20 protein-coding genes and 1 riboswitch are annotated in these 23,126 nt (G+C 63.2%); of the genes, 12 read left to right on the top strand and 8 right to left on the bottom strand.

Going from position 1 to position 23,126, the window contains the following annotated elements:
- Positions 1-14: 14 nt before the first annotated feature.
- From ARUE_RS05865 to glyA, 5 genes are all read right to left on the bottom strand, one after another.
- On the bottom strand, positions 15-848 hold the full coding sequence (locus tag ARUE_RS05865) for an ABC transporter permease (RefSeq protein ID WP_011773963.1): 834 nt from the start codon (positions 846-848) through the stop codon (positions 15-17).
- On the bottom strand, positions 845-1,699 hold the full coding sequence (locus tag ARUE_RS05860) for an ABC transporter permease (protein ID WP_187329929.1): 855 nt from the start codon (positions 1,697-1,699) through the stop codon (positions 845-847). The genes ARUE_RS05865 and ARUE_RS05860 overlap by 4 nt, the downstream gene beginning before the upstream one ends.
- Positions 1,692-2,621, bottom strand: coding sequence for an ABC transporter ATP-binding protein (locus ARUE_RS05855; protein WP_014921069.1), 930 nt, complete (start codon positions 2,619-2,621; stop codon positions 1,692-1,694). Before ARUE_RS05855 ends, ARUE_RS05860 begins: the two co-directional genes overlap by 8 nt.
- A 226-nt stretch (positions 2,622-2,847) precedes the next feature.
- Positions 2,848-3,741 (bottom strand): bifunctional methylenetetrahydrofolate dehydrogenase/methenyltetrahydrofolate cyclohydrolase, encoded by an 894-nt coding sequence (locus ARUE_RS05850; protein WP_014921068.1) that lies wholly within the window; start codon positions 3,739-3,741, stop codon positions 2,848-2,850.
- A 155-nt stretch (positions 3,742-3,896) separates the two neighbouring features.
- Entirely contained in the window at positions 3,897-5,189 is a 1,293-nt protein-coding gene (gene glyA, locus ARUE_RS05845; RefSeq protein WP_014921067.1) for a serine hydroxymethyltransferase, read from the bottom strand.
- Positions 5,190-5,305: 116 nt separating this feature from the next.
- A riboswitch (ZMP/ZTP riboswitch) is annotated at positions 5,306-5,391 on the bottom strand.
- Positions 5,392-5,426: 35 nt separating this feature from the next.
- Here glyA and purU point away from each other — a divergent pair.
- The 5 genes from purU to ARUE_RS05820 all read left to right on the top strand — a co-directional run bounded on the left by purU (position 5,427) and on the right by ARUE_RS05820 (position 8,764).
- Entirely contained in the window at positions 5,427-6,278 is an 852-nt protein-coding gene (purU, locus tag ARUE_RS05840) for a formyltetrahydrofolate deformylase (RefSeq protein WP_014921066.1), read from the top strand.
- A 21-nt stretch (positions 6,279-6,299) separates the two neighbouring features.
- Positions 6,300-6,965: a class I SAM-dependent methyltransferase gene (locus ARUE_RS05835; RefSeq protein ID WP_014921065.1), complete on the top strand. Its 666-nt coding sequence runs from the start codon at positions 6,300-6,302 to the stop codon at positions 6,963-6,965.
- Between the two features lie 73 nt (positions 6,966-7,038).
- On the top strand, positions 7,039-7,560 hold the full coding sequence (locus ARUE_RS05830) for a gamma carbonic anhydrase family protein (protein WP_014921064.1): 522 nt from the start codon (positions 7,039-7,041) through the stop codon (positions 7,558-7,560).
- Between the two features lie 110 nt (positions 7,561-7,670).
- Entirely contained in the window at positions 7,671-8,054 is a 384-nt protein-coding gene (locus ARUE_RS05825; RefSeq protein ID WP_011773955.1) for a PadR family transcriptional regulator, read from the top strand.
- On the top strand, positions 8,051-8,764 hold the full coding sequence (locus ARUE_RS05820) for a hypothetical protein (RefSeq protein WP_014921063.1): 714 nt from the start codon (positions 8,051-8,053) through the stop codon (positions 8,762-8,764). The genes ARUE_RS05825 and ARUE_RS05820 overlap by 4 nt, the downstream gene beginning before the upstream one ends.
- Before the next feature lie 109 nt (positions 8,765-8,873).
- Here ARUE_RS05820 and ARUE_RS05815 read toward each other — a convergent pair whose 3' ends face one another.
- Together ARUE_RS05815 and ARUE_RS05810 are read right to left on the bottom strand one after the other, a co-directional pair.
- A complete protein-coding gene (locus tag ARUE_RS05815; RefSeq protein WP_014921062.1) occupies positions 8,874-10,580 on the bottom strand; it encodes a flavin monoamine oxidase family protein in 1,707 nt (568 codons plus the stop codon).
- Complete coding sequence (locus ARUE_RS05810; RefSeq protein WP_238324632.1) at positions 10,577-12,007, bottom strand: amino acid permease; 1,431 nt, start codon at positions 12,005-12,007, stop codon at positions 10,577-10,579. The genes ARUE_RS05815 and ARUE_RS05810 overlap by 4 nt, the downstream gene beginning before the upstream one ends.
- A gap of 194 nt (positions 12,008-12,201) precedes the next feature.
- On the opposite strand from ARUE_RS05810, the gene alr reads away from it, so the two are divergent.
- Both alr and ARUE_RS05800 read left to right on the top strand, forming a co-directional pair.
- A complete protein-coding gene (gene alr / locus ARUE_RS05805) occupies positions 12,202-13,434 on the top strand; it encodes an alanine racemase (protein WP_286140273.1) in 1,233 nt (410 codons plus the stop codon).
- A complete protein-coding gene (locus ARUE_RS05800) occupies positions 13,424-15,037 on the top strand; it encodes a PucR family transcriptional regulator (RefSeq protein ID WP_011773950.1) in 1,614 nt (537 codons plus the stop codon). Before alr ends, ARUE_RS05800 begins: the two co-directional genes overlap by 11 nt.
- On the opposite strand, the gene ARUE_RS05795 is transcribed toward ARUE_RS05800, so the two are convergent.
- Positions 15,034-15,840 carry a carbon-nitrogen hydrolase family protein gene (locus tag ARUE_RS05795; protein ID WP_043471074.1) on the bottom strand — a complete coding sequence of 269 codons (807 nt, stop codon included), beginning with the start codon at positions 15,838-15,840 and terminating at the stop codon, positions 15,034-15,036. The genes ARUE_RS05800 and ARUE_RS05795 overlap by 4 nt on opposite strands.
- A gap of 311 nt (positions 15,841-16,151) precedes the next feature.
- Here ARUE_RS05795 and ARUE_RS05790 point away from each other — a divergent pair, with 311 nt between their 5' ends.
- The 5 genes from ARUE_RS05790 (at position 16,152) to ARUE_RS05770 (ending at position 23,124) form a co-directional block, all read left to right on the top strand.
- A complete protein-coding gene (locus ARUE_RS05790) occupies positions 16,152-17,342 on the top strand; it encodes an ROK family transcriptional regulator (protein ID WP_014921059.1) in 1,191 nt (396 codons plus the stop codon).
- Positions 17,343-17,472: 130 nt separating this feature from the next.
- On the top strand, positions 17,473-19,029 hold the full coding sequence (gene mmsA, locus ARUE_RS05785; protein WP_011773947.1) for a multiple monosaccharide ABC transporter ATP-binding protein: 1,557 nt from the start codon (positions 17,473-17,475) through the stop codon (positions 19,027-19,029).
- 44 nt (positions 19,030-19,073) lie between these two features.
- A complete protein-coding gene (mmsB, locus tag ARUE_RS05780) occupies positions 19,074-20,342 on the top strand; it encodes a multiple monosaccharide ABC transporter permease (protein WP_011773946.1) in 1,269 nt (422 codons plus the stop codon).
- Between the two features lie 54 nt (positions 20,343-20,396).
- On the top strand, positions 20,397-21,494 hold the full coding sequence (locus tag ARUE_RS05775) for a substrate-binding domain-containing protein (protein ID WP_014921058.1): 1,098 nt from the start codon (positions 20,397-20,399) through the stop codon (positions 21,492-21,494).
- A 172-nt stretch (positions 21,495-21,666) separates the two neighbouring features.
- Positions 21,667-23,124 carry an ABC transporter permease gene (locus tag ARUE_RS05770; RefSeq protein ID WP_014921057.1) on the top strand — a complete coding sequence of 486 codons (1,458 nt, stop codon included), beginning with the start codon at positions 21,667-21,669 and terminating at the stop codon, positions 23,122-23,124.
- The last annotated feature ends 2 nt before the right edge of the window (positions 23,125-23,126 follow it).

Raw genomic sequence — 23,126 nt, 5'->3', positions numbered from 1 at the left:
TGCGCCGGCCGTTCCTACTTCAGGAACAGTTGGCGCAGCCTGCCCGTGGTCAGCATGATGCCCAGCGCGATCATCACCACGTAATAGCCCACATGGATAGCTGTGGCCGGGCTGAACGAGCCCACGCTGATCTGCCGCAGGAGTTCCACGCCGTGCCACAGTGGCATGGCCTGGATGAACCATTGGATGACCTGCGGGTACACACTGAGCGGGTAGAACGTGGCACTGAACAGGAACATGGGCAGCAGGAAGAAGTTGATCCAGTCCATCTGCTGGAAAGTCTTCATGAAGCTGGTAATGCCCATCCCGAAGCTCGCGAAGCCGAAAGCGATCAGCACCGAGGCGGGAATGACCAGGATGGCCCACCAACTGGTGAGCAGGCCCATCACCCCCATGACTGCCGTGAAACCCGTGGCGTACAGGAGGCCCCGAAGGAGAGCCAGGAAGATCTCGCCGATGGCTACGTCCAGCGGACCCAGGGACGTGTAGAGCATCCCTTGGTACAGCTTGGCGAAGTTCATCTTGAAGAAAACGTTCCAGGTGGAGTCGTAAATGGCCCCATTCATGGCGGAGACCGCCAGGAGCGCCGGCGCGATGTACGCGGCGTAGCTGATTTCCTCGCCGCCCGGCCCTTGGACCGTGCCCACTATGGAGCCCATGCCCACGCCCATGGCCAGCAGGAACAGCACCGGCTCGAAGAACCCGGACACCATCACCAGCCAGGTGCTGCTCTTGGCCGCCATCAGCCCTCGGCCCACCACTGCCTTGGCGTTACGGGAGTACAGGGAACCGAACTTCCGCTCGCGGGCCAGGTCCGTGGCACTATGGCCACCTGTCAGGACACTCATGAGCCCATCCTCTTCACGAATTGGCGGCGCACCAGCACCCAGCCCCCAACTGCCGTCACCAGCAGGAACACAATATGAGTGATGGTCAGCAACGGGTCCTGGTCCATCCCGTAGGTGAACACCCGGCCCAATTCGGTTCCATGCCAGACGGGTGAAATCCAGCCGATCCAGCGAACTGCGATCGGCAACGAATCCAGCGGGAAGAACGTCCCCGAGAACAGGAACAGCGGCATCACAATGAAGCGTTGCACCAACGCGAATTGCCCTTTGTCCTGGGTGATGCTCGCGGCGTAGGCCATCAATGGCAGGCCAAAGCTCAGGGCAGCCACCGTGGCCACAATGGCGGAGCCCCAACCCCACGGACTCGGTGAAGCGCCGAACAGGGCCACCACCACAAAGTAGACCACCGACTGAAGCAGGAACCGCAGGGAACTGGCCATGATGTGGCCACTGGCGATCTGCTGCGGAATCAACGGCGAGGCATGCGGGCCGTAGAACACGCGGCGCCATTTGAAGCCGTCCATGATCGGGTAAGAGAATTCCCCCGACGCCGTCATCACCGCAGCGGAGACTAACAGGGCCGGAGCCACGAACTCCAGATAGCTGACGCCTCCGAACGCGGCCTCGCTGTTGGCATCCACCAGGCTGGCGAGCCCGACTCCCATGGCGAACAGGTACGCCACCGGCTGCCCCACGCTGTACAAGATGACGGACCAGCCGTAGTTGCGCATGACGCGAAGCACCTGCTCCGCATAGAAGAACGAGCCCCAGCGTCGCGCCCGGGCAGCCGACACCTCGGGTGAGTGGGCCCGCAACGGCCGCTCCGCCGTCGTGCTTTGATTGTCAGTCAACGAGGCTCCTGCCGGTCAGCCGCAGGAACACGTCCTCCAGCGACGAGCGGCGCACCAGCGAGGTCATGGGCCGCAGCCCTCGGGCAGTGACCTGCTCCAGCGCAGCTTCGCCGTCGTGCGCGTAGATGAGCACTCGGTCCGGCAGCGTCTCCAGGCGCTCACCGATGCCCTGAAGTTCGACGCCGATGGTCGCGTTGCGCTCGGAACCGAACCTGAGCTCGAGTACTTCGCGCGACGAGTGCTCGCGGATGAGGTTGGCGGGCGAACCTTCGGCCATGATGCGGCCTTTGTCCACCACGATCAGGCGGTCGCAGAGTTGCTCGGCCTCATCCATGTAGTGCGTAGTGAGGATCAGCGTCACGCCGCTTTCCTTGAGCCTGAAGAGCCGGTCCCACAGGATGTGGCGGGCTTGGGGATCAAGGCCGGTGGTGGGCTCGTCAAGGAGCAGGATGCGCGGCTCGTTGATAAGCGACCGCGCGATGGTGAGCCGCCGCTTCATGCCGCCGGACAACGCATCCACCTTCGAGTTCGCTTTGTCCGTCAGCTGCGCGAATTCCAGGAGTTCGTCGGCTTTGGGGCGCAGGTAGCTCAGGGGCAGGCCGAAGTAGCGACCGTAGACGATCAGGTTCTCGCGGACCCTGAGCTCTTCGTCCAGGTTGTCTTGCTGCGGGACCACGCCCAAGTGCGCCCTGACCTCGGGTCCGTGGGATTCCGGGTCCAAACCCATGATGTTCAGCGTTCCCGAGGTGCGTTGCGAGACTCCACCGATCATTTTCATGGTGGTGGATTTGCCGGCGCCGTTGGGTCCCAGCAGACCGAAAGACTCCCCGGCGGGTACGTCGAAGGAAATGTTGTCCACGGCGGTGAGGTCACCATAGGCCTTGGTGAGGTTCCGCGCGCTGATGACGGTTGGTCGGTTCATGTCGAAGCTGGTTTGCGACGATTCTGACTGTGTTGGTGACGGTGTCGGAGACGGTGTCGGAGAGCGGGTTGCTTCATTGTGCACCCTCAGCAGACTAGTAGCGCCCACCGATATGTGAAAGCGTCAGCTGCGAGGCCGTTTCGGGGCTTGGCTGCCGATGATGCCGTGCGCACGGCATCTTCGGCAGCTTAGCCCCGAAACGGGCCACGGCTGTGTTCGCGGAAACCTACGCGATGCCCGCCTGGCGCTCAGCGCTCTCCACCACATTCGCGAGCAGCATGGCACGGGTCATCGGACCCACACCGCCCGGGTTCGGGGACAGCCAGGCAGCGACGTCGGCAGCGGCCGGATCCACGTCTCCGGTGACAACAGCCTTGCCGTTGCCATCGTCAACGCGGCTGACGCCGACGTCGAGCACCACTGCGCCCGGCTTGAGGTCTTCAGCCTTGATCATATGCGGCACGCCGGCGGCGGCAATCACGACGTCGGCCTGCTTGAGTTCCGCGGGCAGGTCCACCGTTCCGGTGTGGGCAAGGATGACCGTGGCGTTGACTTCCTTGCGGGTCAGCAGGAGGCCTATGGGGCGGCCGATGGTGACGCCGCGGCCAACCACCAGGACGCGCTTGCCCTTGAGTTCAATGTTGTGGCGGCGAAGCAACTCCACACAGCCCTTGGGCGTGCAGGGCAGCGGGGACTTCATTTCGCCGTTGACGTTGGCCACAAGGCGGCCAAGGTTCATGGGGTGCAGGCCGTCGGCGTCCTTGTCCGGGTCCATGGCTTCCAGGATGACGTCCTGGTCGATGTGCTTGGGCAGCGGAAGCTGGACGATGTAGCCGGTGCACTCGGGGTTGTCGTTGAGCTCGCGAACAACCTTCAGGAGCTCTTCCTGGGAAATGTCCTCGGGGAGGTCGCGGCGGATGGACTGGATGCCGACTTCGGCGCAGTCCTTGTGCTTGCCGCCGACGTACCAGGTGCTGCCGGGGTCGGATCCCACCAGGATGGTGCCCAGGCCCGGGACGATTCCCTTGGCTGCCAAGGCTGCAACGCGGGTGGTCAGTTCTGCCTTGATGGCTGCGGCGGTCGCCTTGCCGTCGAGGATCTGTGCGGTGGACTGTGTCATTCCATCTGCTCTTTCTGGTGGGTGACCTGCGTGAGTGGGCCGTGGGGAGGCCCAAGCAGACGGGACCCGCTGCCGTGGGGTATGGCGGCGGGTCCCGTCAGCCCCGGTTCAATGCCCGGGTTGTGCTTGTTTACTGATTGCTGCGGGAGCGCGGGTCACCACTGCTCGTGCTGCGGGTACAGCGGGAAGTCGGCGGCGAGCTTGTCCACGCGGGCCTGCAGCGACTCGACGTCTGCTGAGGAACCGGCCTTGAGCGCGGTGGCGATGATCTCTGCAACCTCGGTGAACTCAGCAGCACCGAATCCGCGGGTAGCCAGGGCAGGCGTACCGATGCGGAGACCGGAGGTGACCATCGGCGGGCGGGGATCGAACGGAACAGCGTTGCGGTTCACGGTGATGCCCACGGAGTGCAGAAGATCTTCGGCTTGCTGGCCGTCCAGCTGCGAGTTGCGCAGGTCAACCAGGACCAAGTGAACATCGGTGCCGCCGGTGAGGACCGAGACGCCGGCCTCGGCAACGTCGGACTGGTTCAGACGGTCAGCGATGATCTTGGCACCCTCGAGGACGCGCTCCTGACGCTCCTTGAACTCTTCACTGCCGGCGATCTTGAAAGCAACGGCCTTGGCGGCGATGACGTGCATGAGCGGTCCGCCCTGCTGGCCCGGGAAGACGCTGGAGTTGAGCTTCTTGGCCCACTCCTGCTTGCCCAGGATCACACCGGAACGCGGACCGGCGAGGGTCTTGTGAACGGTGGAGGTGACGACGTCGGAGTGCGGTACGGGGCTCGGGTGCAGTCCTGCTGCAACGAGGCCTGCGAAGTGGGCCATGTCCGTCCAGAGGAGCGCGCCCACCTCATCAGCGATGGAGCGGAAGGCAGCGAAGTCGAGGTGGCGCGGGTACGCGGACCAGCCGGCGATGATGACCTGCGGCTTCTCGGCGATGGCCTGCTCACGGAGCTTGTCCATGTCGATGCGGAAGTTGTCTTCTTCAACCTGGTAAGCCGCTACGTTGTAGAGCTTGCCGGAGAAGTTGAGCTTCATGCCGTGGGTCAGGTGTCCGCCGTGTGCCAGGGACAGGCCGAGGATCTTGTCGCCCGGGGTGATCATGGCGGAGAGCGCTGCAGCGTTTGCCTGGGCACCGGAGTGGGGCTGGACGTTGGCGTACTCGGCGCCGAAGAGTTCCTTGACGCGGTCGATGGCGAGCTGCTCAGCGACGTCGACGTATTCACAACCGCCGTAGTAGCGGCGGCCCGGGTAGCCCTCGGCGTACTTGTTGGTCAGGACGGAGCCCTGGGCTTCCATCACGGCGCGGGGGGCGAAGTTTTCGGACGCAATCATTTCCAGGGTGCCGCGCTGGCGGCCAAGTTCCTGGTTGAGGACTGCTGCGATCTCGGGATCGAGATCGGCGAGCGACTGGTTGCTGACAGACGCTGAAGTGGTGGTAGTCACGGAGATCTCCTGGCTAGGGAACGGGTGGTGCTACAGGTCAGGCTACCGGCAGCAGCATTCCCGCGTCCCCTTGATGACAGGAGGCATCGGTCACGTGCGTGCGACGGTAAGACATGACCCTCGGCCCAGGCGTACGATCCGTGGTCTTCGTGATTGCCGCTCCCTGGTGGTAGTCCACCCAACGCCAGTTGCGACCCATTAACAGTACAACAAGGCAGCACCGGTAGGCTTGTCCGTGTGACTGACTCCACCGCTTTTGTTGTGACCCTCTCCTGCCCCGACCGCCCCGGCATCGTGCACGCTGTCGCCGGCGCACTTCTTGACGCCGGGTGCAATATCGCCGATTCGCAACAATACGGAAGTCCCACCACCGGCAACTTCTTCATGCGCGTGGAGGCAACCACTGCGTCCTCCCAAGACGAACTGGCCGCTGCCCTGCGGCCGGTGGCCGAATCCTTTGGCATGACCTGGCAGATCAACCCCGTGGGCCAGAAGGTCCGCACCATCATCCTGTGCTCCAAGGACGCGCACTGCCTCAACGACCTCCTGTTCCAGCAGCGCACCGGCACCTTGCCCATCGACGTTCCGGCCATCGTGTCCAACCACCGCGACCTCGAGTCGTTGGCGGAGTTCTACGGAATCCCGTTCCACCACATCCCCGTGACGCCGGAAACCAAGCCCCAGGCCGAGGCGGAGCTGCTGAAGCTGATCGCCGAGCACGACGTCGAACTGACGGTCCTGGCCCGTTACATGCAGGTTCTCTCCAACGATCTCTGCACGGAGTTGAACGGCAAGGCCATCAACATCCACCACTCTTTCCTTCCCTCGTTCAAGGGTGCCAAGCCGTACCACCAGGCCCACGCCCGCGGTGTGAAGATCATCGGCGCCACTGCCCACTACGTGACGGCCGACCTCGACGAGGGTCCGATCATCGAGCAGGAAGTCATCCGCGTTGACCACGCACGCACGGCTGCCCAGTTCGTGCAGATGGGCCGCGACGTCGAAGGCCGTACGCTGGCCCAAGCAGTCCAGTGGCATGCCGAACACCGCGTGCTGCTCGACGGCACCCGGACCGTGGTGTTCAACTAACGCCGCTCCTATGCTGAGGGTATGCACGGCATCCCCGAGGCCAACCATGAAGCTGACCTGGCGGTTTACTACGACCGCCATGCTCCCGTCCGGAACACCCGGGCATTGACCCCGCATCGGGTTGAATGCAGGGAATGGTTCATCCGGCTGTTGAAGTCCGAGCACCGGCACTCATTGCTGGAACTCGGGTGTGGAACCGGGGTGGAGGGCGTGGAGTTCGTCCGCGCAGGGCTGCATTACACCGGTGTTGACCTGTCCCCGGAAAGCGTTCATTTGGCGCGCTCGGCCGGGCTCGACGCCTCGGTGGCCAGCGGGCGGGACCTCCCTTTTGCCTCTTCTGCGTTCTCTGCGGCGTGGACCATGAGCACTCTCCTTCATGTTCCCAACAGCCGAATTCACGACGTCGTCCGCGAACTGGTGCGGGTCACCGCACCTGGTGCGCCAATCGCCGTCGGGCTTTGGTCAGGTGAGGACGACGAAGTCCTCAACCCGGAGGACCTCGAGGAGCCGCGACGGTTCTTCAGCCGCCGTAGCGACGAAACCGTGCAGCGGATTTTTGGCGAACACGGTGCTGTGGAACACTTCCGGACCTGGCCGGAAGGTGTGGGCGTGGAGTCCGGCCCCGGCGCGGGTCAGTGGAATCAGCACTACCAGTTCCTGGTCCTCCGCACCCCGTTGCTCAACTGAGTCGCACTTCAGGCCGTTTGGGGGCGGCATATCGGCCCGAAGTGCCACCTCATGGGGAACTAAGCTGGGCTCCATGGCTCCTTCTTACACTTTCGCCGGGGATACTCCGGCCATCCATGACACCGCCTTCGTGGCACCCACGGCATCAATCATTGGCAAGGCCACGTTGGCCGAGGACTCCAGTGCTTTCTACGGCGTCTCCGTCCGCGCAGATACGGCCGCGATCAGCGTGGGTGCAGGGTCCAACCTCCAGGACAACGTAGTCCTCCACGCCGACCCCGGCTTCCCGTGCACCGTCGGCGAGCGCGTCTCCGTGGGTCACAGCGCAGTGGTCCACGGCTGCACCATAGAGGACGACTGCCTGATCGGCATGAGCGCCACCATCCTCAACGGCGCAGTAGTTGGATCGGGTTCGCTCATCGCTGCCGGCGCAGTGGTTCTGGAGGGCACAGTCATTCCCCCGCGCTCCCTCGTTGCCGGTGTTCCCGCGAAGGTCCGCCGCGAACTTACCGATGAAGAGTTTGAGGGTGTCAAGCACAACGCGGCCCACTACAAGGAGCTCGCTGCGGCACACAGGGAGATACACACAAACTGACGCAAATCGCGAGGCCTGCCCTTCGACAGAACCTGAGCGTTCGGTCGAAGGGCAGGCCTCGCTGCATACCATGGCTTTACAGGCTAACTACTTAGAGTGACAATATAGTCATGACAGTTTCCCATCCAGGTCCGCCGACGTCGGAAGGCGCTGATTGGCCAAGTGATTGGCTGCGTGCGACGCTGGGCTTCCTCTCGCTTCATGCCCTCTCCGCTGGCCCCTCCTACGGTTACGCGATCATCAGTGAACTTGAGCGCCACGGGTTCGGCACCATCAAGGGCGGCACTCTCTACCCGCTCCTCACCCGTTATGAGGCCGCTGGCCTGGTCACCACCGAATGGCGGGCAGGGGACGGCGGACCGGGCCGAAAGTACTTTGCCCTGACTGACCGCGGGCGCACCGAAGTGAAACGGCTCAGCGCGGACTGGCTGCGATTCACCGAGCTCAGCAAGCGATACCTCGACGGGCAGGACACGAAGGAGACCACTACATGATGCAGGAAACCGCCAACAAGAAATGGTTTGACGAACTCGTCCTGGAACTTCGACTCCGCCAGGTACATGGGGATGCAATCGGTGACACCGTGGCAAGCGTCCGGGAACTCCTCAGAGACACCGGCCAACAGGCTGAGGAAGCGTTCGGGCCAGCACGCAGCTATGCGGCCGAGCTCGAACTTCCACGTGCGCCGAAGTTTGAATGGGTAAGGAAGGCACTCTGGCCATCCATGCTGGGCCTCTTGGCCTTTTTGCTTTTCAACCAGGCCGTGGTGCCATGGGCCCGCTCCGAGCCAATGCTGATTTCGCCGGTACAGGCAGCTCTTGTTGCGACGCCGCTCGTAGTCATTGCACTCCTGCCGCTCTATCTCACCGCAGCGGTCCGGCGCCACTGGGTGCTCGTAGGCCTCGTTGTCATTTGCGTAGCGTCAGGGCTTGCCTCCGGAGTAGTAGCGCCGACCAACCGGGCGGATGCATGGCTGGAACTGAACCCTCTCCCCTGGCTCATGGGCAGCGCCGCCATCATGGTTCTTCTCTCCATCGTCAACACGATGAGGCACCTTGGCCCGGATAACGACGACATTATCGACCCAACCGCCGACACGAAGCCGAACACCGGAGCGCGGAAGAAGATCGGCGTGCTGGTCACCAACTGGCTTTTCCCGATATTCGCGCTGGCCATGTTTGGCCTCGCCTTAGCCCTCAGCTAGGCGAACATCCCTTCGTGGATAAATACGAATGCGAGGCCCTGCCCTGCATCCCCACCGCCTCCCTGAGGGTTTAGGGTGCAGAGCGGGCCTCGCAACGTATAAGGGGAGATCAGTCCAGGGAGATCGGGCCGAGCTCATCCAGCAGGTCACCCGGACCCGGGTTGCCGGCGGCCGACGAGCCACCCAGGTGGTTCACCACTCCCCACACGGCGTTCAAGCCCGTGGTCACGGCACCCTCAGCCCATCCGGCGGTGAAGGACACATCGTCCCCCGCGAGGAAGATGCCCCGCTGGTACTCCGGCAGTTGGTCCTGCTTGAAGTGCGTGAACAGGCGCTGCTGGTAGCGGTAGTGCCCGGGCAGGTTGGCTTTGAACGCGCCCATGAAGTTGGGGTCCGCTTCCCAGGACACCGTGATCGGCTGCCCGATGATGTGGCTTGAAATGTCCACGCCCGGGTAGATCTGCTCCAAGGAGTGCAGCATGAGCTTCACGCGTTCCTCGGCGGTGAGCGCTAGCCATTTCAGGGCGTCGTCGTTCCATGTGTAGGACAGGAGGATGACAGCGGGCTTGTCCGGGCCGTCGTCGAGCAAGTACGTTGCCCGGTTGAGGCGGTCGGTGAGGGTCATGGACAAGACCTCGCGGCCGGTCTCGGGATCGATGTCCTTCCAGAACGGCCGGTCCACCATCACGAAGGTCTTGGACGACTGCATGTAGTGCGAGCGCTCGATCGCGGTCCACAACTCGGCTGGGAACAGCGCTTCCTCGGTGTGGATGCGCGTGGACAGCAGCCAGGACTGGCAGGTGGTCACCACGGCTTGGTACGTGGCCTCGCGCCCCCAGTTCTCGCGGACCAGGAGGTCGCCGTTCTCCGCCCGGCGGATGTTGTCCACGGCTCCGCGCGGCGAGCCGGAGTGCAGGGACGCGAGCGAGGTGCCTTCCGGCCAGTACTTAAGGCCCGACGGCGCGTGGTTCCAGAGTGCCTCGGGGAGCCTTTGCGCTCCTCCCTTAATGGAGCGGTGCTGGTCGTCGGCGTCGGTGTAGACCACGCGGAGGATTTCGAGGATGGAGTTGGGGAAGTCGGTATCCCAACCACCGGTGCCGAAGCCCACTTGCCCGAATGCTTCACGGTGAGCGAACCCGGCCTCCTTGAAGGACTTGCTGGCGGCGATGAAGCCGTAGAAGGTTTGCTCGTCGAGTTCCGGCAGGAGGGCGTTCCAGAGTTCTTTGATCCGCTTGGTGTCGCGGGCCTTGATGGCTTCCTGCATCTCGGCGAAAGCAGCGCCGTCATTCACTGCGGCTTTCCAAGCGTCAGCCACTTCGAGGAAGAACTCCGGCAGCTCGTCAGCAGTGGTGGCGTAGTGCTTCTTACCCGCAAGTTCAATGACCGTGGAAGAAGTTGCCGGCGCCATGGGATTGGGGAAATCGTTGGTGTCCAAGCCAAGGAGGTCCACGTAGTGGTAGAAAGCCTTTCCGGAAACCGGGAAGCGCATGCCGCCGAGGTCCGCCACAACGCCGGGCGCGGACGGGAAGCTCGCAGTCCGGAGACGTCCACCGATCTGGTCGACCTCGTAGATGACGGGTTTGAGGCCAAGCTTCATGAGTTCGTAAGCGGTAACCAGGCCGGACAGCCCGGCGCCGATGATGGCCACCTCGGTGCCGTGGAGCTCCTCGGGGACTGAGCCCAACCCGTTGGGGTGCGCCAGGTAATGGTCGTAGCTGAACGGGAAGTCCGGGTTCAGCATGGTGATCGGTGCGCCGGCTGCTGCGGCGGGCGCTCCTGGTTCCTCGATGAGCGGGAGTTCGGTGGCGATGGTCATGAGTTTGCTGCTTTCACAGGTTCCGGGCTCACGGCCCTGGTGGTTAGTTCACGGTAGTCCTGTTCGCTGAGCGCGGCTACCTTGGAGTTCCGGCGTCCATAGCCGAAGTAGATGGCGATGCCCACGAGCATCCAGACACCGAAGGTGATCCAGGTATCGGCACCGAGGTTGATCATCAGGTAGGCACACATCAGCGTGCCCAGGATGGGAGTGATCGGATACAGGGGAACCCTGAAGCTTCGCTCAAGATCGGGGCGGTTGCGGCGCAGGTAGATCACTGCAACGTTGACCAACGCGAACGCGAACAGGGTTCCGATGCTGGTGGCGTCGGCCAGAGCACCCAGCGGGACCAAGCCAGCGGCAAGGGCGACGCCGACGCCAACGATCAGCGTTCCGGCCACAGGGGTGCCGGTTCGGCGGGAAATGCGTCCAAAGACTTTGGGCATCATGCCGTCGCGGGACATGGAGAGCATGATGCGGGTCTGACCGTAGAGGACTGTCAGCACGATGCTGGCGATGGCAAGAACTGCACCAATGGAGAAGACCAGCGCAATCCAGGGCTGCCCGGTGATCTCATGCAGGATCTGCACCAGAGCAGCCTCCGTACCGTCAAACCAACCCCAAGGCCGGGCGCCAATGGCAGCGACGGCAACCAGGACATAAATGCTGGTGACGATCACCATGGACAGCATGATGGCCCTGGGGAGATCCCGCTTGGGGTTTTTGGCTTCCTCACCCGCGGTGGAGGCGGCGTCGAAGCCGATGTAGGAGAAGAAAACGCTCGACGCTGCGGCGGATACCCCTGCGGCACCCATCGGGAGAAGAGGCTCGAAGTTACCGGCATTGAACGCGGTGAACGCTACGGCGCAGAAGAAGAGCAGGATGCCCACCTTGATCACCACGATTGCAGTGTTGATCCACGCACTCTCACGTGCACCGCGGACCAGCAGGACCATGGCCAGAATCACGATGATCATCGCGGGGACGTTGACCACGCCGCCATCCCCCGGCGGCTGGCTCACGGCGTCCGGCAGGAACTGACCGAAGGCAGCCAAGGTCTCGTTGACGTACTGTCCGGCCCCCACGGCAACTGCTGCAACCGAGACCGCGTACTCCAGCACCAGGCACCAGCCGCAGATCCAGGCCATGCCCTCGCCCATGGTGGCGTAGGAGTAGGAGTAGCTGGAACCTGCCACCGGAACGAGTCCAGCCATTTCGGCATAGGACACGGCGGAGAGCAGAGCGGCCAAGCCGGCGATGACGAAGGAGATCCAGATGGCAGGTCCCGCCAGCGGCACGGATTCGCCCAGGATGACCAGGATGCCGGTGCCGAGCGTGGCACCGACGCTGATCATGGTCAGCTGGAGGACCCCGAAGCTGCGGACCAGCGGCGTTCCGCTTTCACTGCTTCCGGCTTCGCTGACCATCTGGCCAATGGGCTTGCGGCGCAGGAGTTGCGCGCCCAGGCTCGGCCTGGCGCCGTTGGCCGCAGCCGGGTTTTTGGTGTTCACAGGCACAGTCACCCTTGACGTCCCTTCAAAGTAGTTTCGATTTCCCCTCCACAAGACTGGCATGTGAGCCACCTCTCACCACGGTGCAAAATGACCTATAGTGTTCAACCATGAGACGTAATGCACACTATCAAGAGGCTGCTCCGGCAGCCCTTTCGGGGCAGGTCACCGTGGACCTGTCGGCGATTTCGGACAACATCCAGGCCCTGAAAAAGCGCACTGAGGCGCCATTCTTCATGGCCGTGGTGAAGGGAAATGCTTATGGCCACGGACTGGTGGAAGTAGCCCGCACAGCTGTCAAGGCTGGAGCGGACTGGCTGGGAACGGCCCAGCTCAGCGAAGCGATTGCGCTCCGCCAAGCAGGCATCACTGTGCCGATACTTTCCTGGTTGTATCTGGCATCCCAGACAAGCGCCACCATTCGCGAAGCCCTCGAAAACGACATCGATGTGTCGCTCGGGAGCGTTGGCCAACTGGAGGTGCTGGCAGGCATCGCGAAACGCCTGGGCCGTCCCGCCGTCGTGCACTTGGAACTGGACAGCGGCCTGAGCCGCGGCGGTGCGCGCAAGGAAGACTGGGCCGAGCTCGTGGCGCAGGCCCGGCAGGCAGAGCTCGACGGGAACCTTCGCGTACGCGGCATTTGGACCCACCTGGCCTGGGCCGATGTACCAGCGCACCCCGGCAACCTCACCGCCGTCGCCGAGTTCGAGGACGCTGTTCGCGAAGCGCACCAGGCAGGACTTGCCCCCGAACTTAGGCACGTATCCAGCTCTGCGAACATCCTGGACCGGCCCGAATTCCACTTCGACATGGTCCGCGCAGGCCTGGCAATTTACGGACTCGCCCCGGCCGATCACCTGGACCCTGCCGACTTTGGCCTGCGTCCCGCGCTCAGCGTGACCGCACCGCTGGTCATGCTCAAGAAGGTCCCCGCAGGCACCGGCGTCAGCTACGAACACCAGGCCATCACCTATGAGCCGCGATACCTCGGGCTCATCCCGCTCGGCTACGCGGACGGCATCCCCAAAGGCATCAGCGGCCGTTCGGTGGTGAACATCGGCGGGCGCACGGTCCCGGTGATCGGAAAGGTCTGCATGGACCAGTTCATGGTGGACCTTGGGCCGGACGCGTCGGGAATCGACGTCGGCGACACGGCGGTGCTGTTCGGTGACCCGGCCTGCGGGGCGGCGAGCGCCGACGACTGGGGCGCCGCGATTGGAAGCCACGGCGACGAAATCATCAACAGGATCGCGCCTCGGCTCCCCCGCGCTTACGCCACTACCGCTTACCGGTGCCCCGACTACCAGGAGCCGGCAGCCGCCGGGCCAGGCAATGTCGCCTGAGCCCGCCACCGCCCGCCTCAGTTTCGTCACGCTCGAACAGTTCCTGGAGCAGCTGCCGCCGGAGTTGAAAATGCTTCACGACGGCGGCAGCGGCACCTCGCTGCTGCGATGGGTGGAACCGAGTGAGCTCGAAGACCCCACGCCGTACCTGCCGGAGGGCGAGTTCCTCCTCACCGCCGGGTTGCCCTTCCTTGGGAAGGGCGGCTCGGCGGCCAAGGTGGACGCCTACGTCCAGCGGCTGGTGGATGCCAAGGTGGCTGCGCTCGGATTCGGCATCAGGCCGTATTTCGACGCCGTCCCGGACGTCCTGCTGGATGCTTGCCGCAAGCACAACCTCACATTGTTCGAGGTACCTGAGTCCGTGCCGTTCGCGGCGATCGGCCTGGAATTCTCCCAGCTTCTGGAAACCGACAACGCGAGGGTCTTCCGGCAACTGGCGGACACCAACCGCCAACTCATGCGCGCGGTACTCTCCCCCAGGCCGGAACACGAACTGCTGGCCGCCCTGGTGCAGAGGGTTCCCGTGTGGGCTGTTTTGGTGGGCGCTGACGGACGGGTCCGGGCGCGCGGGCACAACGCCGGCGGCAGCAGCGGCGTCGAACATTCCTTGTTGGCACCGCTCCTGGAGCGGCTGCTGTCAGGCAGCGGTCCGCGTGTAGAGATGGACGGTTTTGAGCAGCCGGGATCGGCGCTGGTGTTCGGGCATCCGTTGCGCAGCACCAAGGATGCAAACCTCGGCGCCCTGATCCTCGGCTCCGACGCGCCGCTGACTCCTGCGCAAAACAATGTGGTGCAGGCGGCCGTTGGTCTGCTGGAGTTGCTGGTGAGGCAGCGGACCAGTGGCTCGTTGGCACCCAGCCAGCTGGCTACGGCCGTGCTGTTGCACCCGGACTCGCTGGCGTCAGGCGGCACTAAACATGTCAACGGGCTGAAGGACCTGCTCGCCCAGAGTCTGTCGTCCACCCGGTCGGCACAGATGCGGGTGGTTCAAGGCGTCCGGGTTGATGGCGCGGCTGACGACGGCCCGGTTCGCGAGGTGCTCCAGTGGCGGCGGCTGTTCGACACCAAGCTCGTGGAGATCACCGAGTACGGTTTCGCGGCCATTACGCGGCTCAGGGTTGACGATTCCCTGCTTGCGGATATCGAGAAGCTGGGCTGGCGACTGGTAATCGGCGAGCCAACGGAACTCCTTGGCCTTCAGGCGGCATACCAACGGGCGGGTTCTTTGCGCAGCCGCGTTGTCTCCACCGGCAAGAGCGCCCGCGTGGACGAGGTGACGTGGTCCGTCACAGGACTCCTGGGCCGTGAAGCGGGAACCATGCTGGCCGAACGACTCCTGGCACCCGTGCTGTCGCTGGAAGCGGACCGGCGGGACCCGCTGTTGAGTGTCCTGCGAGGCTGGCTCAGCGAAAACGGCAGCTGGGACGGCTCGGCCAAACTCCTTGGACTTCACAGGAACAGTGTCCGGCGGCAGATCGGCGTGCTCGGCGAACTATTGGACATGGACCTCAACCAAGCGCAGATCCGGGCCGAGCTGTGGTTCGCGTTGCAGTACGTGGACGAGCTGGTGGCCGGCGCTGCAGCTGAAGGGACCCGCGACTAGGCGCGCTTGTCCCACTCTGCATAGAGGTTCGGCCGGCGTTCGCGCAGGTACGGGACTTCCTCGCGTGCCGCGTTGACCGACTCCGTGCCCACCTCGGCGAACAGCAGGGCCGCGGACTCCCCTGCTGCCGCAAGCAACGAGCCGTCCGGTCCGGCCACGACGCTGCCGCCCAGGAACGTGTAGACGTCCTCATGCCCGGAGTGGTTGGCGTACGCCACGTTGAGCTGGCTCTCCAACGCCCGCGCGCGGATGAGGACCTGCGGAACGTTGTCGAACCCGGCAGAAAGAGCTGTTGGCACCAACAGGAGCTCGGCACCACGGGTGGCGGCGGCACGGACCGCCTCCGGGAACTCCACGTCGTAGCAGATCAGCATCGATGTACGGATTCCGTTGAAATCCACGACCGCGGGAGGTTCTTGGGCGCCAACGAACGCCTTGTGCTCCTCCGGGCCAAAGAGGTGGACCTTGGCGTAGTTGAGGACTTCGTTGCCCTCGGCATCCAGGAGGGAAGCGGTGATGTGCCAGGCATTCTCATGGTCGGCGACTGCCGGGAGGCTGTACACCAGGCCGATGCTGTGACGGCGGGCGATCTCGGACAGGCGCTCGCGGATGCCGGGGAGGGTAGCCGGATCCAGTTCAGCGTGGAGACGCAGCGGTGCGTAGCCAACGGGGAACAGCTCCGGTGTGAGGAGCAGCCCGGCCCCGGCTTGAGCGGCGCGCTGGGCGGCGTCGTCGATTGTGCGCAGGTTGGCCTCTACGTCCATGACGGAAGCGTTCGCCTGCAGGACTGAGAGCAGCATCATTACCACCTTGGTTTCGACTGATCCCGTTGCCAAATTCACGTGCCCGGGAGGATCTTTCCTTCCAGCGTAGGCGTGGGACTCGAGCATCTGGTGAGGCAATTGGACCCGCACGCCCCCAAATCGGGACGCAATGCCCGCGCTCCCTTGCGTTGCGAGGCCACCTCTGCGCGCAAATGGGGGATCTTAGGGTGCATATCGGGCCTCACAACGGGTACTTAAGAGACATTCTTGCGTTGGAGTATGTCGGGCAGGGTTGACTTGCTGTGTTCACTTCTTGACTACAACATCGCTTGTGGGGCAATCTTCTTGTCATGCCCGCTACGCAGCGCTCAACGAAGAGCCACCCAAGAAAACCCGGCTCGCAGTCAGCGCTCCGCCACCTGAATCAGCAACGCATCATCGAATGCTTGTTGAGCGGGCCGTCCACGCAGGCAGAGCTCTCCCGGCAGACCGGACTTTCCACCGCCACGATCTCCAACATCGTGAAAATCATGCAGGACGCCGGCTTGGTTTCCACGGAACCGACCACCAGTTCCGGCCGCCGGGCAACCAACGTGAGGCTGAACAGCAACGGGGCCGTCGCCGTCGGAATCGACTTTGGACGCCGCCACCTGCGGGTGGTCCTCGCCTCGTTGGGCTACCACGTGATTGCTGAGGATTACATTGAGTTGCCGCTAGGCCACCGGGCCGAGGAAGGCATCGCAGCGGCGGTGCGGTTACTGGAAAAGCTGCTCGAGGAAAACGGCATTGATCGCACAGCCGTTGTGGGTGCGGGAGCGGGCATCCCCGGCCCCATCGATCGACGCTCCGGCACGGTCGCCCAAGGCGCCATCCTCCCGGAGTGGGTAGGTATCGACATCCTCCATCGGCTGGAGGAAGCCCTGAATTGCCCCGTCTTTGTTGACAACGACGCCAACTTGGGTGCGCTGTCCGAAGTAACGTGGGGTCCCCACAGCGGGGTCTTCAACTTGATGTTCCTCAAGATCGGTTCGGGCATCGGCGCGGGCCTGATACTCAACGGGTTTCCTTACTACGGCAACGTGGGTATCACAGGCGAAATCGGCCACGCGACCATCCATGAACATGGTTTGGTGTGCCGGTGCGGCAACAGGGGTTGCCTTGAGACGATAGCGTCCACCACCACCATGATCGAGCTGTTGGGCCGTGGCCAGGAGACACTCCTGACGCCGCAGGACATCGTGCGCAACTGCCTCGCCGGCGACTCCGCGACCCAGCGCGTGGTGGACGATGCAGGACTTGCGGTTGGCCGCGCGCTCGGCAACGTTTCCAATCTGATCAACCCGGAAGTAATCGTGGTCGGTGGCCCCTTGGCGGGCCTCGGCGACCTTTTGCTGGACCCTATCCGCAGGGGCCTGGTGCGCCACGCAGTGCCCGTGGTGGGCGAGACAACGCACCTGGCCATGTCCTCCCTCGGGGCCCGTGCAGAAGCCCTTGGCGCAGCCGCATTAGTGTTCCAACATGCCGGTATTACCGGTAGGTAACGAAATCGTTAGCTGGATCTTGTGTTCAAGTCTTGACGACAAGATAGGTGATCCAGTTTACTTTTTCATCAGACAGCTCCGCCGTTTGCGGGGCCGACAACGAAGTCATGCATTGGAGGCGTAAGGGCTGATGACATCCCTCAACACGCAAAGTGATCCCGTCCTTTTGGAGATGCGCTCGATCACGAAGGAATTCCCAGGCGTGAAGGCCTTGTCGAATGTGAGCTTGCGCGTGCTGGCCGGCGAAATCCACGCAATTTGCGGCGAGAACGGCGCCGGCAAGTCCACGCTCATGAAAGTACTGTCGGGCGTTTACCCCCACGGCAGTTACACGGGCGACATCGTGTACATGGCCGAAACGCAGCAGTTCAAGGACATCCGCGCCAGTGAAGCGGCGGGCATCGTGATCATCCACCAGGAACTGGCGCTGATTCCGGAATTGTCCATCATGGAGAACATCTTCCTGGGCAACGAACCCACCAAGTGGGGCGTCATTGACTGGGCGGAAGCCCGCAAGCGTTCCATTGAATTGCTGGCCCGGGTAGGCCTGCGGGAAGACCCGGACACCCCCATCAAGGAAATCGGTGTCGGCAAGCAGCAGCTGGTGGAAATCGCCAAAGCGTTGAACAAATCCGTTCGCCTGCTGATTCTGGACGAGCCCACCGCAGCGCTGAACGAGTCGGACTCCCAGCACCTGCTGGACCTGATCCTTGGCCTGAAGGGCAAGGGCATCACCTCGATCATCATTTCCCACAAGCTCAACGAGATCGAACAGATCGCTGACGAGATCACCATCATCCGTGACGGCAAGTCGATCGAGACGCTGAACGTCAAACGGGATGGCGTGGACGAGGACCGCATCATCAAAGGCATGGTTGGCCGGACGCTCGAGTCCCGCTTCCCGGATCACGAGCCGAAGATCGGTGAAGTCTTCTTCGAGGTCAAGGACTGGACGGTGGGACACCCCCAGATCCAGGACCGCCTGATTTGCAAGGGTTCCAACTTCTACGTACGCCGCGGCGAAATCGTCGGCTTCGCCGGGTTGATGGGCGCAGGCCGCACGGAACTGGCGCGATCGTTGTTCGGGCATTCCTACGGTCGGTTCATCAAGGGGCAGGTCTACAAAGACGGCAAGCCGGTCCAGCTCCGCAGCGTTCGCGCCGCCATCGACGCAGGCCTCGGCTACGTGACCGAGGACCGCAAGTCCCTGGGCCTGAACCTGCTGGACGACATCAAGACCACCACGGTTTCGGCGGCCCTGAACAAGATCAGCAATTACACGGTGGTGGACACCCGCAAGGAATTCTCGGTCGCCGAGGAGTACCGGAAATCACTGCGAACCAAGACACCGTCGGTGGAAGAAGGCGTAGCCAAGCTCTCCGGCGGTAACCAGCAAAAAGTAGTGCTGGCCAAGTGGATGTTCACTGATCCCGATCTCCTGATCCTGGATGAACCCACCCGTGGAATCGACGTGGGTGCCAAGTACGAGATCTACGGCATCATCCAGAGGCTGGCCAACCAAGGCAAGGGAGTGATTGTCATTTCCTCGGAGCTTCCCGAGCTCCTGGGCCTGTCCGACCGCATCTACACCATCTTCGAAGGCGCCATCACCGGCGTCCTGGACAAGAACGAAGCAAGCCAGGAAAGCCTCATGAAGCTCATGACTTCCGCCCGCAAATCCGCCTGACCATTGGCCCAGCCTCGCCCCTTCCTGACACAAGGACCAAAACAATGAACGCGCTCAAGAAGCTATTTGGTGGCAATACCCGCCAGTTCGGCATGATCTTCGCCCTGGTGGCACTTATCGTCTTCTTCCAGATCTTCACCGAGGGCCGTACGCTCACCCCCGGCAATGTGATCAACCTGTTCAACGGCAACTCTTACATCCTGATCCTGGCCATCGGCATGGTCCTGGTGATCATCGCCGGCCACATCGACCTGTCCGTGGGTTCCGTTGCCGCCTTCGTCGGCGTCTTCGTGGCCCTGGCCATGCGGGATTGGGGTTTCCCATGGTGGGCCGGTGTCCTCTTCGGTCTGGTCCTGGGGGCAGTGATCGGTGCCTGGCAAGGATTCTGGGTGGCCTACGTGGGCATACCCGCCTTCATCGTGACCCTGGCCGGCATGCTCTTGTTCCGCGGCTTCAACCAGTTCGTGGGCAAGTCCAACACCATCCCTGTCCCCAAGGAATTCCAGTTTCTGGGCTCCGGATACTTGCCTGAAATTGGACCGAACACCGGCTTCAACAACCTCACCTTGCTACTCGGAATCATTGCCGCCGCGCTCGTGGTGATCATGTCGCTGCGAGCCCGCGCCACCAACAAGGCGCTGGGAGCCGACGTTCCCGAGCTCTGGGTTGAAGTTACCAAGCTGGTCCTCATCTGCGGTGCCATCCTCTACGCCACGTACCTGTTCGCCACGGGCCGCCCCGGTACTTCCTTCCCCATCCCGGGCCTGATTCTGGCCGTCCTGGTCCTCATCTACGGTTTTATCGCCGATAAGACCGTCCTCGGCCGCCACGTCTACGCCGTGGGTGGCAACCGCCACGCAGCTGAGCTGTCCGGCGTGCAGTCCAAGAAGGTCAACTTCCTGGTCATGATGAACATGTCCGTCCTGGCTGGCCTGGCAGGCATGATCTTCGTGGGCCGCTCCACCGCTTCCGGCCCGTTCGACGGCGTCGGTTGGGAACTGGACGCCATCGCAGCCGTCTTCATTGGCGGCGCTGCCGTTACCGGTGGCGTCGGTACCGTGATCGGCTCGATCGTGGGTGGCTTGGTGATGGCCGTCCTGAACAATGGCCTCCAGCTCCTGGGCGTAGGCGCCGACCTCACCCAGATCATCAAGGGCCTGGTGCTCCTGGCAGCCGTTGCCTTCGATGTCTACAACAAGTCCCAGGGCAAGCGGTCCATTACCGGGCTGCTGATGAAGAACTTCCAGCGCAACAACGAGATCAAGCCCGACGAAACCACCTCCACCAAAGAGGTCATCTCCAAGGAAGCGTAATCCGCTTCCTGACAGACTCGCTCCACCCCACCCACACAGAAAGTGACCCAAGATATGCGAATGTTTGGTAAAGCAGGAAAGGCAGCAGCAGTCGCTGCCATCGCGGCACTGGCGCTGACAGCCTGCGGCCGCACTGACAGCGGCTCAAGCAGCAGCACAGCAGGCGGGGAAGCGTTCCCCAAGGACTCGCTGATCGGCGTCGCACTTCCGCAGAAGACCAGTGAAAACTGGGTCCTGGCGGAGAAGCTGTTCAACGACGGCCTCACGGGCGCCGGCTTCAAGGCTGACGTACAGTTCGCCAACGGCGGCGTTTCCGAGCAGCAGAACCAGATCAGCGCCATGGTCACCAAGGGCGCCAAGGTCATCATCGTCGGTGCCATCGACGGTGCGCAGCTCGGCACGCAGCTCCAGCAGGCCAAGGACTCCGGCGCTACAGTCATCGCCTATGACCGTCTGCTTCTGAACACCGAGAACGTGGACTACTACGTGGCCTACGACAACTTCAAGGTTGGTGAACTGCAGGGCCAGGCACTGCTGGACGGCATGAAGGCCAAGAAGGCCTCCGGCCCGTACAACGTCGAGCTTTTCGCCGGCTCCCCGGATGATGCCAACGCGAAGGTCTTCTTCGACGGCGCCATGAGCGTCCTGAAGCCGAAGATCGACGACGGCACCCTCAAGGTAGTTTCGGGCCAGACGTCGTTCGAGCAGGCTGTCACCCAGGGTTGGAAGGCTGAAAACGCCCAGCGTCGCGCTGACACGCTGCTCACCGGCAGCTACGGCACCGCTTCCTTGGACGGCGTCCTCTCCCCGAACGACACCCTGGCCCGCGCAGTGCTGACGTCCGTCAAGGCCGCCGGCAAGCCGCTCCCCGTCGTGACCGGCCAGGACTCCGAGGTTGAGTCCGTCAAGTCGATCATGGCAGGCGAGCAGTACTCCACCATCAACAAGGACACCCGCAAGCTCGTTGAGCACGCCATCACCATGGTGAAGGACCTCCAGGCCGGCAAGGAACTGGAAATCAACGACAAGGACTCCTACAACAACGGCGTCAAGACCGTCCCGGCTTACCTCCTCCCGCCACAGATCGTGACCCTGGAGAACGTCAAGACCGCTTACGTTGACGATCCGGTACTTGGCCCGATCACCAAGTAACTGATACCCGAGTTACACCGCAAGCCCCGGTCCGCCATTGGCGGGCCGGGGCTTTCGCTTTCACAGCCCACGCATAGCTTCGGCTGGCTTCCCGCACAGCAGCACTCACGAGTCTTGAATCTGCAGCCCACGTCCAGTGGGCCAAACAAACTTGCAGGTCAAGAGGAGAAACGTGAGCGTCCTTGCCCGAAGCGTAGGCAATGCCTTCCGCAACAAAATCAGAACGGCGGCGGTAGTTGCCGTCCTGGCCGTAGCCATCGGCCTGGCGTTGGCCATGCTCGTGGCCAACCAAGCCGTGGGCGCCAAGGTCCAGGAGCTCAATGCCTCCGTGGGAACCACGCTGACGGTTAACCCGGCAGGCGGCCAGGGGTTCGAGGGTGGCGGCGAACCACTCACGACGGCGGAAGCTGAGACTGCGGCATCGGTCGCCAATGTGACGTCTGTAGTTGGCACGAAGGCTCTTCGTCTTCAGACAGCAACCACGGCAACCACCGACACCACCCAACTGGCCGGCCCGGGCGGCGGCTTTGGCCCCGGCGGGCAGCAGGCGACGGTCAGCACCAACCTGACGGCCGCCGTCGACGCCGGAACGCTCGGCAACCGGAACAACGCAAGCGGCACCACCGGCACAACCACCCAGCCCGCACGCACGCTGCCGATCACCGCGACGGGCATCGGTGCAGAGGTGGACAGCACGGGCAAGGCCCTGGAACTCACCAGTGGCACAGGTTTGGGCGACTACACCGCGGCAGAAGCCAAAGCTCTCGTGGGCACGTCACTGGCTGAGAAGAACAGCCTGACGGTGGGCTCCACGTTCACCATCCAGGACAAGACCTTCACCGTAGCGGGCGTCTTTGACGCCGGGACCACTTTTGGAAACAACGCCGTCTATGTGACGCTTCCGGAAGCCCAGACTCTGGCCGAAACCCCGGATGAGCTCTCCACCATGATCGTCACGGTCAACAGCATGGAAAACGTGGACAGCACCAAGACCGCTGTCCAGGACGCTCTCGGCACGGACAAGGCCGACGTCACCCAGGGCCAGCGCAACCTCGAAACCGCAGTCAGCTCACTGGACAGTGTCAAGAACATCTCGCTGGTCGCCTTCATCGCTGCCCTGGCAACTGCCGGAATCATCATCCTGTTGATCATGGTCATGTTGGTCCGCGAGCGCCGCCGGGAAATCGGGGTCTTGAAAGCCATTGGTGCCCGAAACCGCACCATCGGAATGCAGTTCGTCCTCGAGTCATTGGTCTTGGTTGCCCTCGGCAGCGTTGTGGGTGCCGTGATCGCTTCGCTGGCCAGCGGCGGCATCGCCTCCGCGCTCATCAGTTCCAATACCAGCACGACGGCGGCCCCCACCACCCAGCGCGGCGGCGGACTTGCCGGGGCCATGCCGAACGGCACTGTCCCAGGTGGCGGCGGTATGGGTGGTGGCATGCCGGGCGGCGGTCAGGGTGGCCCCTTCGGCGGCGCCTCCCAGTTGCTCACCTCAGTGACCGCAAGCGTCTCCCCCGGCGTCCTTGCAGCAGGTATCGCCGCGGTGTTCGCGGTTGCCATCATCGGGGCGTTGGTCCCGGCCTTGCTGACCGCCCGCATCCGTCCCATCGAAGTACTCCGAGGAGAATAGCC

The sequence above is a fragment of the Arthrobacter sp. Rue61a genome, assembly GCF_000294695.2.
GTDB lineage: Bacteria > Actinomycetota > Actinomycetes > Actinomycetales > Micrococcaceae > Arthrobacter > Arthrobacter aurescens_A.
This window is presented reverse-complemented; position numbering and strand designations above follow the sequence as displayed.

Excerpts from the sequence above, each read along its gene's own strand:
- ARUE_RS05795 (WP_043471074.1), bottom strand. The coding sequence starts at position 15,840 with ATGATGCTGCTCTCAGTCCTGCAGGCGAACGCTTCCGTCATGGACGTA.
- ARUE_RS05850 (WP_014921068.1), bottom strand. The coding sequence starts at position 3,741 with ATGACACAGTCCACCGCACAGATCCTCGACGGCAAGGCGACCGCCGCA.
- ARUE_RS05865 (WP_011773963.1), bottom strand. The coding sequence starts at position 848 with ATGAGTGTCCTGACAGGTGGCCATAGTGCCACGGACCTGGCCCGCGAG.
- ARUE_RS05810 (WP_238324632.1), bottom strand. The coding sequence starts at position 12,007 with ATGGTCAGCGAAGCCGGAAGCAGTGAAAGCGGAACGCCGCTGGTCCGC.
- mmsA (WP_011773947.1), top strand. The coding sequence starts at position 17,473 with ATGACATCCCTCAACACGCAAAGTGATCCCGTCCTTTTGGAGATGCGC.
- ARUE_RS05800 (WP_011773950.1), top strand. The coding sequence starts at position 13,424 with ATGTCGCCTGAGCCCGCCACCGCCCGCCTCAGTTTCGTCACGCTCGAA.
- ARUE_RS05855 (WP_014921069.1), bottom strand. The coding sequence starts at position 2,621 with ATGAACCGACCAACCGTCATCAGCGCGCGGAACCTCACCAAGGCCTAT.
- ARUE_RS05835 (WP_014921065.1), top strand. The coding sequence starts at position 6,300 with ATGCACGGCATCCCCGAGGCCAACCATGAAGCTGACCTGGCGGTTTAC.
- ARUE_RS05820 (WP_014921063.1), top strand. The coding sequence starts at position 8,051 with ATGATGCAGGAAACCGCCAACAAGAAATGGTTTGACGAACTCGTCCTG.
- alr (WP_286140273.1), top strand. The coding sequence starts at position 12,202 with ATGAGACGTAATGCACACTATCAAGAGGCTGCTCCGGCAGCCCTTTCG.
- ARUE_RS05790 (WP_014921059.1), top strand. The coding sequence starts at position 16,152 with ATGCCCGCTACGCAGCGCTCAACGAAGAGCCACCCAAGAAAACCCGGC.
- ARUE_RS05825 (WP_011773955.1), top strand. The coding sequence starts at position 7,671 with ATGACAGTTTCCCATCCAGGTCCGCCGACGTCGGAAGGCGCTGATTGG.
- mmsB (WP_011773946.1), top strand. The coding sequence starts at position 19,074 with ATGAACGCGCTCAAGAAGCTATTTGGTGGCAATACCCGCCAGTTCGGC.
- ARUE_RS05830 (WP_014921064.1), top strand. The coding sequence starts at position 7,039 with ATGGCTCCTTCTTACACTTTCGCCGGGGATACTCCGGCCATCCATGAC.
- ARUE_RS05775 (WP_014921058.1), top strand. The coding sequence starts at position 20,397 with ATGCGAATGTTTGGTAAAGCAGGAAAGGCAGCAGCAGTCGCTGCCATC.
- ARUE_RS05815 (WP_014921062.1), bottom strand. The coding sequence starts at position 10,580 with ATGACCATCGCCACCGAACTCCCGCTCATCGAGGAACCAGGAGCGCCC.